The 11276-nt window shown below is 54.8% G+C and carries 9 protein-coding genes; 2 read left to right on the top strand and 7 right to left on the bottom strand.

What is annotated here, in order from left to right; all coding sequences use genetic code 11:
* Positions 1-738: 738 nt before the first annotated feature.
* From folD to HCZ99_RS20225, 3 genes are read right to left on the bottom strand one after another with little or no spacing between them, the layout of a single operon-like run.
* Positions 739-1638 (bottom strand): bifunctional methylenetetrahydrofolate dehydrogenase/methenyltetrahydrofolate cyclohydrolase FolD, encoded by a 900-nt coding sequence (folD, locus tag HCZ99_RS20235; RefSeq protein WP_167448836.1) that lies wholly within the window; start codon positions 1636-1638, stop codon positions 739-741.
* Positions 1635-1967, bottom strand: a complete 333-nt coding sequence (locus HCZ99_RS20230) for a DUF167 family protein (RefSeq protein ID WP_167448835.1) — start codon at positions 1965-1967, stop codon at positions 1635-1637. The genes folD and HCZ99_RS20230 overlap by 4 nt, the downstream gene beginning before the upstream one ends.
* Positions 1968-1983: 16 nt before the next feature.
* A complete protein-coding gene (locus HCZ99_RS20225) occupies positions 1984-2280 on the bottom strand; it encodes a YggT family protein (protein WP_167448834.1) in 297 nt (98 codons plus the stop codon).
* A gap of 383 nt (positions 2281-2663) precedes the next feature.
* On the opposite strand from HCZ99_RS20225, the gene HCZ99_RS20220 reads away from it, so the two are divergent.
* Positions 2664-3242: a DNA-3-methyladenine glycosylase I gene (locus HCZ99_RS20220; RefSeq protein WP_167448833.1), complete on the top strand. Its 579-nt coding sequence runs from the start codon at positions 2664-2666 to the stop codon at positions 3240-3242.
* A gap of 52 nt (positions 3243-3294) precedes the next feature.
* Positions 3295-4437, top strand: a complete 1143-nt coding sequence (locus tag HCZ99_RS20215) for a glycosyltransferase (RefSeq protein WP_167448832.1) — start codon at positions 3295-3297, stop codon at positions 4435-4437.
* Between the two features lie 11 nt (positions 4438-4448).
* Here HCZ99_RS20215 and HCZ99_RS20210 read toward each other — a convergent pair whose 3' ends face one another.
* From HCZ99_RS20210 to HCZ99_RS20195, 4 genes are all read right to left on the bottom strand, one after another.
* On the bottom strand, positions 4449-5498 hold the full coding sequence (locus tag HCZ99_RS20210) for a LacI family DNA-binding transcriptional regulator (RefSeq protein WP_167448831.1): 1050 nt from the start codon (positions 5496-5498) through the stop codon (positions 4449-4451).
* Between the two features lie 400 nt (positions 5499-5898).
* Positions 5899-6513 (bottom strand): alpha-ketoglutarate-dependent dioxygenase AlkB family protein, encoded by a 615-nt coding sequence (locus tag HCZ99_RS20205; RefSeq protein WP_167448830.1) that lies wholly within the window; start codon positions 6511-6513, stop codon positions 5899-5901.
* A gap of 116 nt (positions 6514-6629) precedes the next feature.
* Positions 6630-8117: an efflux transporter outer membrane subunit gene (locus HCZ99_RS20200; RefSeq protein WP_254869782.1), complete on the bottom strand. Its 1488-nt coding sequence runs from the start codon at positions 8115-8117 to the stop codon at positions 6630-6632.
* Complete coding sequence (locus tag HCZ99_RS20195) at positions 8092-11274, bottom strand: efflux RND transporter permease subunit (RefSeq protein WP_167448829.1); 3183 nt, start codon at positions 11272-11274, stop codon at positions 8092-8094. The genes HCZ99_RS20200 and HCZ99_RS20195 overlap by 26 nt, the downstream gene beginning before the upstream one ends.
* Between the last annotated feature and the right edge of the window lie 2 nt (positions 11275-11276).

Below are 11276 nucleotides of genomic sequence, written 5' to 3'. Positions count from 1 at the left end.
TGCGCCATAACGCTGCCCGCGCATCCCTTCCTACTGATCAACAATGTCAAAGAACTCTAGGACCGAAGCCCAAAACCGCCCGCCCCGCGTCGCCGTCTCGTTGGCGCCGCACTGCGTCGGTGGAGGCGGGTTATAGGGCCCTAACTCCGACCTGTAAATACCTTTTTGCAGAAAAAAGACAGAAAACTGAAAAATGGTCATTTCGCCATGTTTTCCGCACGATAGCTCGCCAATTGCGCACTATTGCTGTCACGTTTGTCTCTGTTTTTGCGTAATCCCTAATGTTTGTGACGGCAAAAAGAAGGGGCATCTGGATTACGCCCCGCCCAGTCGACCAGAATCCGATCAAAGGATTCGCGATATGTGGCCGCAATTTTGTGAAAAAAGCCGCAAAAGCCGAATCCTTGGCACCTGATTCGCAGAATCGGCAATGCGGATGGGTCTCAAGGATACCTGTACCAACACCGTCTTTAATGCTCTCTATATATAAGAGCCTCTCCATGTCGATCTCTCATCACGGGCCGGAGGATCAGCACAATAAACGCAGACCGTATCGAACCGTCGGCCTGGCCGTTTGATTCCATATTAGTCATCGGCCTGAAAGAAGCTGGCCGAATCCCGCACCGCCGGTGATAGAACCGCAAGCAAAGAGGCCTTTCTTTGTATCATCGCCCAAAAACAAAAAAGGCGGCCCCGTGGGACCGCCTTTACATATTCTATGAGCCCGCTTTGGCGGGCTTAGCTATCAAAGCCCAGATTGGGCACCGGCAGGCCATTGGCACGGCAGGCCGAAATCAGCGTATTGTTCAAAAGGCAGGCGATGGTCATCGGGCCAACACCACCCGGCACCGGTGTAATCGCGCCGGCCACTTTCGATGCGCTTTCAAATTCGACATCGCCGACCAGTTTCATTTTGCCGTTTTCGCCTTCGATGCGGTTGATCCCCACATCAATGACCGTCGCACCCGGTGCGATCCAGTCGCCCTTGACCATGTTCGGGCGCCCCACCGCGGCAATCACGATATCGGCACGGCGGACTTCTTCGGGCAGATCGCGGGTACGCGAATGGGCAATCGTCACCGTGCAGCTCTCTTTCAGCAACAGCTGCGCCATTGGTTTGCCGACAATATTGGATCGGCCAACCACAACTGCGCGCTTGCCCGACAGATCGCCAAGGCAATCTTTTAGCAACATCAAGCAGCCATACGGCGTGCAAGGTGCAAACCCTTCGCCGCCCGTCGCAAGCGCCCCGGCATTGACCACATGAAACCCATCAACATCCTTGGCCGGATCAATAGCGGCCAAAATGGCCTGCTCGTCAATATGATCAGGCACCGGCAACTGGCACAGGATACCGTGCACATTCGGATCAGCATTGAGTTTGGCGATCAGGGCCAGAAGCTCTTCCTGCGGGGTGTCGGGCGACAATTTGTGTTCATAGGAATTCATGCCGCATTCAAGGGTTTGTTTGCCCTTATTGCGCACATAGACCTGACTGGCCGGATCTTCGCCCACCAGAATAACCGCAAGGCCCGGGGTAACGCCGTTTTCGGCTTTTAGCTTGGTTACTTCGGTTGTGATGTCGCCGCGCAATTTGGCCGCGAATGCCTTGCCGTCGATGATTTTTGCGTCACTCATGATGTCTGCCCGCCCGTCAGTTGGATAATTTGCGCTGTCAGTTCACTGGGATCGCCTTGGATCACAAGAACTTTGTTGCGATCTGTTTGTCCTGCCACGATCTCGATCGAGGATTTAGGCCATTTGGCCGCTTTTGCCAAAAGTTTTATCAGCGCCTGATTGGCTTTGCCGTTTTCGGGCACGGTCGTTACCGACACTTTCAGCTGTTCCCGGCCACTGGCATCGGCCATCACACCATTAACGGCGTTCCGCGATGCTTTTGGCGTTAAGCGGACAAAAAGACGTATGCCCGTTTGGTCAGACAGTATCTCGCAAACCGCGTCAGTCATTGTCTGATTGAGACATTTAATAGCCTAAAAGCGCCGCGCGCAGATCGGTCTGGATCAGCATATTGGCAAATTGCAGGATCAGGATCAGGATGATCGGTGACACATCAATGCCGCCCAGATCAGGGATCACGCGCCGGATCGGCCGAAGGGCGGGTTCGGTTACGCGATACAGGAAGTCACCCACCATATAGACAAACTTGTTGCTGGTATTGACCACATTAAACGCCACAAGCCACGACAAAATCGCCGAGCCAATCAGCATGAAAATGTAGATACCGATCACCGTATCAATAAGCCAAAAAATCGCCAGCATTGCTGCTCCTTACCTGCGGCCGGGACAGATTTGCATAATCTGCCCGGAGATATGTTTTGATGCTGCAAAACCTAGTCGGCAATGGCGCACAACGCAAGCGCAGAGCATTGATTTTCCGCCTTTCCGGCGCATTTTTACGCCCCTTGTGATGCCAATCACCCACTCATGATTGCATCAATATAAATCCTCATACAATTAAATGTAGGCGTCACACCCCGCTGATCCCGTCTAAAACTGTCAGGAGAAACCATTAAAGTGGCGATCCCCTCTTGCCCGCCGGCGCCGTTACAGCCAAAAAGGTTGACCACTCATCGGAGACACATGCAATGACCACCACACCCAAAAATGACGAAAACCAAGGGGATAATAAAGGGTGTGGCTCAATGTCTGCCCCAAGATGTGGCTGGGCAGTGACCCATGCGGACAAACCATTTTATGTCGATTATCACGATACTGAGTGGGGTGTTCCGGTCCATGATGATCGGCTGTTTTTTGAAATGCTGATCCTGGAAGGTGCGCAGGCCGGATTAAGTTGGCTGACCATTTTGGCGCGGCGGGACACCTATCGGGCGGCATTTGATGATTTCGATGTGCAAAAGGTCGCTTCCTATGATGCGGCCAAGCAAGAAGCGCTTTTGGCCGATCCCGGGATTATTCGAAATAAATTAAAAATAGCCGCGACTATTCAAAATGCGCGAATATTCATTGAGATCCAAAAAGAGTTCGGCAGCTTCGATTCCTATGTCTGGAAATTCGTTGGCGGCACACCGCTGATCAACCATTGGCCGACCATGGCCGATGTCCCGGTATCGACCGAATTAAGTGATGCACTGTCCAAAGACCTTAAAAAGCGCGGCATGAAATTTGTTGGCACCACCATCATCTATTCATTCCTCCAAGCCACCGGCCTTGTCATGGACCACACGCTTGACTGTTATCGCCACCGCGAACTGAGCAAATAGCCATCTGTTCGAATGGCATCAGGGCTGCTATAGGCTTGGTATGGCAACCGTAATGCACATCATCAATGAACTTGACGCCGGGGGCGCGGAACGCGTTCTGACCCGAATTGCGTGCCACAATGCCCAGACAGACGGCCCAAAACAAATCGTCGTGTCGTTGATGGCCGAAGGTGTCTATGGCCCGGATTTGCGCCAAGCCGGCGTCGAGCTGCATTGTCTTGGCATGACGGCAGGTCCACGTGACTTGCCCGGTGCCATTATCAAACTGGCCCGATTGATGCGCCGCCATAAACCCGATGCCATCATGTCCTGGCTGTATCATTCTGATTTCATCAGCACCCTTGCCACCATCCTTTCGGGACGAGGTAGCAAACGGTTGGCGTGGAATATTCGCTGTGCGGAAATGGACCTGTCGCAATATGGCCGGTCGACCAAAATTGTTTTAAAACTGCTGGCGAGATTATCTTCGTGCCCGGCGGTCATTGCGGCAAATTCCCATGCGGGACAACGTCACCATCTTAAATGTGGATATCATCCAAAACGCTGGGCGTATCTGCCCAACGGGTTTGATACACAAGAATGGCAACCTGATCCGACCACCAAGCAACGCCTTTGCGACGAGCTTAATATAGCCTCCAACAAATCCATCGTCGGCATGGTCGCGCGCAAAGACCCGGCCAAGGACCATGCCACCCTGTTTTCTGCCGTTCAAAAGGCACGCCAGCACGGCCATGATATTCATTTGGTTCTTGTCGGGGATAAAACAGATGATCTGCCAATTCCCGCTGAATTGACCGGTCATGTTTCCGCCCTTGGCCTCCGGCGGGACGTTGCCAAGCTGGTGCCCGCATTTGATATCGCGGTTTTATCGTCAAGCTTTGGCGAGGGGTTCCCCAATGTAATTGGCGAAGCGATGGCATGCGGCGTTCCGGCGATTGGCAATGATGTTGGCGACGTTGCGGATATTCTGGGCGGCACTGGCAAAACGGTGCCCCTAAACGCACCGGAAAAACTGGCACGTGCGATGTCAGAATTGCTGTCAGAAGACCCGGCACAGAAAGAGCAGCGCAAAGCGGCTGCCCGCCAACGCATTATCGATCATTACAGCCTTGCAGCGATGAATGACCGTTACCTTGCGCTATGGGACGGTTTAGCCGGAAACCGCGATTTACCGGACTTTAATTTTCCTGTGTAACGCCTAAAAACCTAACCGATTTTGGTCGAGCCGCGCACGAGGAGGCCGGTTTCGAGGGTGATGGTGCGGGCAGTGTCATCGCCAAGCGCCATTTCGGCGGCCAGGCGGCCTTTTTCCACCGAATCTTGGCGGACCGACGAAAGCGGGGGGTCGGTGCGTTCGCCTGCGACAATGCCGTCAATTCCAATGACCTTAAGATCATTCGGCACCTTACGCCCCACCGCACGGGCACCATCCAGCGCGCCGATGGCAATCACATCGGACATGGCGAGAATGCCGTCAATTTCCGGGTGCTGGGTCAAAAGATCGACCGTCATTTTTGCACTGTGATCGGACTGGTTATCGCATTCAATGTGGATAATTTCGGTTGGTGAAATGCCCGCCGCTTGCAGGGCATCGTGATAGCCCGCCATGCGTTCACGCACCACGCGATGGCTGGCCGCGCCGACACGGTTGGCATTCATCGGGCCGAAATGATCATGTTCGGTCGCCTGCAAGGACAGAATGGCAAATTTGCGCGCCCCGCATTCCAGCAAATGGGTCGCGGCCGTTTTGGCCGCTGCATGATCATTGAGCAAGACGGCCCCCGCCGCCCCGGCAATGTCGGTATCAATGCTGATCAAGGGTTGGTTGCGGCGCTGAATGGCGGAAATGATGTCGTTATCATCAGAATAGCAATGCACCAGAAAAGCATCGACCGCGGCATTATTGACCGCGGCAATTGCCTGTTGCGGGTTTTCCGCCGAGATGATCATGACATTCACCCCATGGCGCGCACATTCGCGCCCAATGCCGCGCAGCAACTCAATCGCCACCGGATCGGAAAAGGCATATTCAAGATTATCGGGAAAAACCACACCGAGCGCGCCAGCCTTGCCAGTGCGCAACATCCGGGCCATTACATGTGGCCCGCGATAGCCAAGTTCCTTGGCAGCGGCAAAAATGCGGTCGCGGACTTCTTTGCGCACAAGATCGGGTTTGCCAAACGCGTTGGATGCCGTTCCTTGCGACACCCCGGCCGCCTTGGCAACATCCAGAAGTTTTACGCGCTTTGCCGCCATTACGTCCCGTACCCCAAACCCGTGATCGTGTCATTGCCTTGCCCGTTGCCGTTCGCAAAGACAATGGCACTGCTTTGATGCTTAAAGGACTATAGCCAAAAGCATCGGCATCTTGCCACAAGACATTGCCGTAAGACAGACCGCCGGATGCGGTTGCGTGTTTTGGGCAGCGTCATATCGCGGCGTAACGCACCTGAGCGCGGAAGACTTTAGTTCGGGCATGGGTAAACGCAGTCGAGGCCAGAGGTTGGGCCTCCCCCGATCTTGGCGGCGGTGTGCGCACGCTTCGTGCGAGTTCCGGGTCGTTCTTCCGCGCAGCTCAGAAGGACCGTTCGGAAGGACCGTTCGAAAGGGCCGTTTGTCAGGGGCGTTTGTCAGGGGCGTTTGTCAGGGGCGTTTGTCAGGGGCGTTTTTCGGGATGGGTTTGGCGGAAGGTCAGGTTAATGCGCGGCCCAACCTGGCGTGCGGTTTTGGGAAGCTGATGCAGCCAGTAATGTTGGGTTTCACCGGCCATGATCAGGGCCGAATTGTGGGGAAGATCAATGCTGATGCGATCCCCGGTGGTTTTATGGCGCAGATGAAAACGGCGTTCTTGCCCAAAGGAAAGACTGGCAATCACCGGGTTTTCGCCCAGAACATCTTCGTCATCGGCATGCCATGACACACTGTCGCGGCCATCACGATACTGATTAAGCAAAACGGTATTAAACGGAACACCCGCCAAACTTTCGGCAAGATCACGCAGCGGCGCAACCTTGGCCGGGAACGGGGATGCCGGGTGGTAGACGCCGCTGTAGCGATAGGCCACATCGCCAAACCACGCGGTCAGACGTGGAACAGCCACTTCGCGGCCTGCAATCCGGGCGGTTTCCTGTTGCCAGATCACGCTGGTCATTAGCCGATCGAATGTACGATCTGCGTCCTCGAGCGGCATAATATCACGCAGCAACAAGACATGCCCATCAAAGGGCAGCAAGTTGCGGGGTGGTTCATTGGCAAACAGATCACCAGTCATCGGAATCCTCGGGCATCATTGTGCCACAGGATTAGCGCATGCTGTCAGAAACTCAAGTCACAGTTCACTGATATATGCGGTTAAACAGTGACTTGGCGCACAGCCCAGCACAGACCTTAGCCGTTAATGAGCTCAACACCGTTTTGATCGGCATAGCGTTCAACGTCTTCAACGCTTAAGCCCACCGCGCTATAGAGATTGATGGTTTCCAGTTCCAGATCGGTTTGGGCATCGGCAAGCGATTGTTGAGAACTGGTCAGGCTGCGCTGAGAATCGAGGACGTCCAAAAAGTTCGAAAGCCCCTGTACATAGCGCACGCGCGATTGTTCGAAGGCATCCCGGTGATAGCGCACCGATGCAATCAGCGAATCGCGTTGCTGCACGGCACCGACATAGCCGTAAATCGCACTTTCAACTTCTTCAATCGCGGCCAGCAATGTCTTGCGGTAATTCTGGAAGGCTTGTTCGGCTTCTTCTTCGGCGACTGTGATGTTTGCACGGCGCACCCCGCCGTCATATAGCGTTGCGTCAATCACCGCCCCGATGGCCGCCATCGCTGTGCGGACAATCGGCCCAGTGCCAAAGCCGGTCACCCCAAAGGCGACAGAGCCATTAAGTGTGAGTTCAGGATACAGCGTTGCGGTTTCAACACCGATTCGCGCGGTTGCGGAAATCAACGCCAGTTCAGCCGCACGCACATCCGGGCGACGGCGCAAAAGATCGGCAGGTACGCCAATCGGTGGAGCACTTTGGAATTCTGGCAAGGGGGCGACATCCAGCAACAAATCGCGATGGGTGCCGGGCTGTGCGCCAACCAAAATGGAAATCGCATTTATCGATCGGTCAATTTGGGTTTGCAGGGCGGGTAGACTTGCCTCGATATCGGCGACTTCGGCGCGGGCGCGCGAAAGATCAAGTTCGGATGCCAGACCGGTTTGTTGACGCACACGCACGATGTCGCTGGTTTGGCGTTGCAGATCAAGGGAACTGCGCAACATTTCCTGACGTTTTTGGGTGCCGCGCAATTCGATATAATTGCGGATAATATCGCCAATCATCACGCGATAGACGTCTTCGCGCAGGTAGACCTGTTCAAGGTAATCGGCCTCGGCCCCTTGTTCTTCGCGGGCCTGCCCACCCCAAACATCCGCCGTCCATGAAAGATCAAGGCCCGTGCTAAAGCCCAGATCATCCACCCGGCTGCCTGATGCCCGGCTGGAGGTCGACGTTTCGGCAGTGCCTTTTGCATTGGCCCCGACCTTTGCACCGTTATCGCCAGCGACACCGCGTGCGGTTGCCGCGGCGGCGCGAATGCGGCTAATCGCGATTTTAAGATCGATGTTGGCGGCGACCCCCTCGGCGATGAGCTTTTGCAAGATCGGATCGGTTGTCGTTTCCCACCAGCGGCCCTGTTGGGAGCGGTTGCTGGTAATCGTTGGTATTTCGGGTTTGTAGGCGTCGAACATATCAAATGTTGGCGCGGTATAATCGGGCCCCACCGACTGGCATGCGGTCAAACTGGTGACCCCAATCAAAAGTGCCGCGCGAATAAGTATCGAACGTGGTTTGGCTTGCATGTTATTTCGCACTTTCTGGGGACGCATGTCCGGACACCTGATTGTCTTCGACCTCGCCGGTATCTGGAATGTCTTCGGCGGCACGTAACTGGCGTTGTAATTTCATGCTGCCATCCGCACGGGCCGACACCAGTGGGGCCAACAAAAGATACAAAACCGGGGTTAAGAACAGCGTAAACAAGGTGGCAATACCAAGGCCACCAAACACCACCCACCCAATTGCGGCGCGCGCCTCGGCACCAGCACCAGATCCAACGACCAACGGCAAACCGCCCAAAACAGTTGAAATCATCGTCATCATGATCGGGCGCAAACGCACCATCGCGGCATCATGCACAGCTTCGCGGACCGATTTACCGGCATCGCGCAACTGATCGGCAAATTCAACAACCAAAATACCGTTCTTGGCCATCAACCCAACCAGCATCACAAGACCGATCTGGCTGTAGATATTGATTGAGGTGCCGCTTAGTGCCAGGGCAAAGATCGCGGCCGCCAAGCCAAAGGGCACGGTCAGAACAACGACCAAGGCAGACACGAAACTTTCGAACTGCGCGGCAAGGACCAGCAACACAACAAGCACCGCAATCAGGAAGGTGATTTGCACATCATTTGATGTTTCGCCAAGGGTCGCGGCATCGCCAAGATACAAAATACCCGTGCCCGTCGGCAGCAGCTTTTCGCCCGCTTCATTCACATCATCGACCGCCTGAGCCAAGGTATAATCAGGGGCCAGATTTGCCGAAATTGTCACGGCGCGCTGTTGGCCTTCGCGTTCAAGTTCGGACGCGACGGCTTCTTCGCCCAGCGTAATCACCGATGACAGCGGCAAGATGCGCCCGTCGGTCCCGGTAACAAACAGGTTTTCAAGATCGGATGGATCATTGATGCTGCCGAGCGAACTGCGCAATTTGATCGGAATGTTTTGATCATCGACATTGATGTCGGCGACTTCATATCCCTCGATCATGGCGCGAAGCGTCGTATCAAGCTCATTGATCGGAATACCCAAATCAAAGGCCCGTTTGCGATCAATATTGACCAGAAGCTGTGGCTGGGTGGTTTGATAAGACGTTCGAATGCCTGTCAGACCGGGATAGTTGGCTTCTAATTCCTGCTGCATGGCGCGGGCATTTTCGGCCAGTTTGCGGTAACTGGTGCCGGTTAAGGCAAATTCCAGTCCCTCGCCCGTGCCACCGCGAAGGCCCAAACTGTTGGGTTGCCAGACAAATGCCTGAACGCCGGGAAGCGCGTTAAGCTGCCCCTGGATTGATCCGGTGATGTCTTGTTGGCTGCGGCTGCGTTCATCCCAAGGCACCAGTGGGGCAATCACCAAAGCAAAGTTCGGGTCCCAAAGACCAACAATGGTGTAGATGTTGCGCGCGTCGCCAGCTTCGACCACCGGGCGCAGAATGTTTTCGACCGCTTCGACCTGACGGTCCATATAGTCAATGCCAACCCCATCGGGACCGCGCAAAGACACCAAAATGCGACCGCGGTCTTCCTTGGGCAACAGTTCCTTGGTGACACTGTTATAGACGCCAAAGGCAACCACACCGCAGACAAGACAGACCATCAGGGTGACGACCGGATAGCCCAGCACGGCTTCAAGAATGCGGCGATAAACATTGGCACAGGAATAGCCAAACCGTTCGAGGCGATTGGGTTTGGCGTTTTGATCACCATCATGCGGATCGATATGTTTGAGGCGCGATGCCAACATCGGACACAGGGTCAGCGCGACAAAGGAAGACACCGCAACCGAAAAAGCCAGAACAAAGCCAAATTCACGGAACAGGCGGCCCGCCGTACTGGGCAAAAATGAAATCGGAACAAAGACCGAAATCAGGGTCAAGGTAGTGGCGATCACCGCAAAGAACACCTGACGCGATCCAAGGACGGCAGCGGCCATTGATCCAAGGCCCTGATGGCGTCGACGTTGAATGTTTTCCAACACCACAATCGCGTCATCAACAATCATCCCGGTCGCCAGAACAAGGGCCAGCAATGTCAGGATATTGATCGAAAAGCCCATTGCCCAGATCGCCGCAACCGTACCGATCAAGGCAATCGGGATGGTCACAGTCGGGATTAAGGTCGCGGTAAAGGATCGCAAGAACAGGTACAAAATCGCGATGACAATCACGATTGCCAAGCCGAGGCTAAAGATCACTTCCCACAAAGCTCCTTCGATAAAGACCGCATCGTCGGAATTCACAAAGACTTCGATATCGCTGTATTGAGCGTTCAGCCGTTTGACGGCATCGCGTATGCCATTGGAAATCGCAATGGTGTTTGATTGCGCCTGACGGGTGACGCCAAGTCCGATCACTGTGCGACCATCAAGGCGAACATAGGACGATGCGTCATCCGGCCCATAATACATATCAGCAACATCGCCAAGCCGGATGCCATCGCGCACGAACATCTGGTTCAGTTCATCGATTTCCCAGACAGATGCATCTGCCCGGACAAACAGTTTTTGATCCGTCGATTCAAAACTACCGGCCGGGATATCAAACTGGGCGGTACGCAAAATGTCGGCGATGTTTTGCACCGACAGGCCGTAGCTTGCCATGCGCAGCGGATCGACGCGCACATGCAGGACCTTTTCCCGGTCACCATTGACCGTGATTTCGGCAACACCGGGTACAGACAACAAAGCCGGGCTAATTTGGTCTTCGACGATATTGGCAAGTTCTTCTTCGGTCAGGCGGTTACTGACCACAGCCATGCGCATGATGGCACTGGCATCGGCGTCGGCCTTGACCACGCGGACGTCTTCGACCCCGTCAGGCAGGCTGCGGGTTGCGCGGCTGATGGCTTCGCGGATGTCGCTGGCGGCGTCGTTAATATCAACATCGGGGTAAAATTCGATGCGAATGCGGGCATTGCCCTCTTCGCTTTGGGAGCTGATTTTTTTCACGCCGCTAACGCGTGAGGCGGCACTTTCAATGATCGCTGTGACTTCGGCATCAACCGTTTCAGGCGACGCGCCGTCATAATTTGCCGAGATGGTAACGATTGGGCGATCCACGTTAGGCAGTTCGCGGATTTCCACACCGAGCATGGCAGCAAGACCGGCCAGAACGATCAGAAGCGACACCACGCAGATAAAAACCGGACGGCGAACACTGAGCGATGCGAGATCATTTTGATCCTGTGGGGGCGTTTCCATTCCCATGA

The organism is Thalassospira lucentensis (assembly GCF_011806425.1).
GTDB classification, from domain to species: domain Bacteria; phylum Pseudomonadota; class Alphaproteobacteria; order Rhodospirillales; family Thalassospiraceae; genus Thalassospira; species Thalassospira lucentensis_B.
The sequence above is the reverse complement of the archived record's forward strand: the minus strand, read 5'-3'. Positions and strand labels throughout refer to the sequence as shown.

Bases quoted from the DNA above. Each gene is read 5' to 3' on its own strand.
- HCZ99_RS20215 (WP_167448832.1), top strand. From the start codon at position 3,295: ATGCACATCATCAATGAACTTGACGCCGGGGGCGCGGAACGCGTTCTG.
- folD (WP_167448836.1), bottom strand. From the start codon at position 1,638: ATGAGTGACGCAAAAATCATCGACGGCAAGGCATTCGCGGCCAAATTG.
- HCZ99_RS20205 (WP_167448830.1), bottom strand. From the start codon at position 6,513: ATGACTGGTGATCTGTTTGCCAATGAACCACCCCGCAACTTGCTGCCC.
- HCZ99_RS20195 (WP_167448829.1), bottom strand. From the start codon at position 11,274: ATGGGAATGGAAACGCCCCCACAGGATCAAAATGATCTCGCATCGCTC.
- HCZ99_RS20220 (WP_167448833.1), top strand. From the start codon at position 2,664: ATGTCTGCCCCAAGATGTGGCTGGGCAGTGACCCATGCGGACAAACCA.
- HCZ99_RS20230 (WP_167448835.1), bottom strand. From the start codon at position 1,967: ATGACTGACGCGGTTTGCGAGATACTGTCTGACCAAACGGGCATACGT.
- HCZ99_RS20200 (WP_254869782.1), bottom strand. From the start codon at position 8,117: ATGCGTCCCCAGAAAGTGCGAAATAACATGCAAGCCAAACCACGTTCG.
- HCZ99_RS20210 (WP_167448831.1), bottom strand. From the start codon at position 5,498: ATGGCGGCAAAGCGCGTAAAACTTCTGGATGTTGCCAAGGCGGCCGGG.
- HCZ99_RS20225 (WP_167448834.1), bottom strand. From the start codon at position 2,280: ATGCTGGCGATTTTTTGGCTTATTGATACGGTGATCGGTATCTACATT.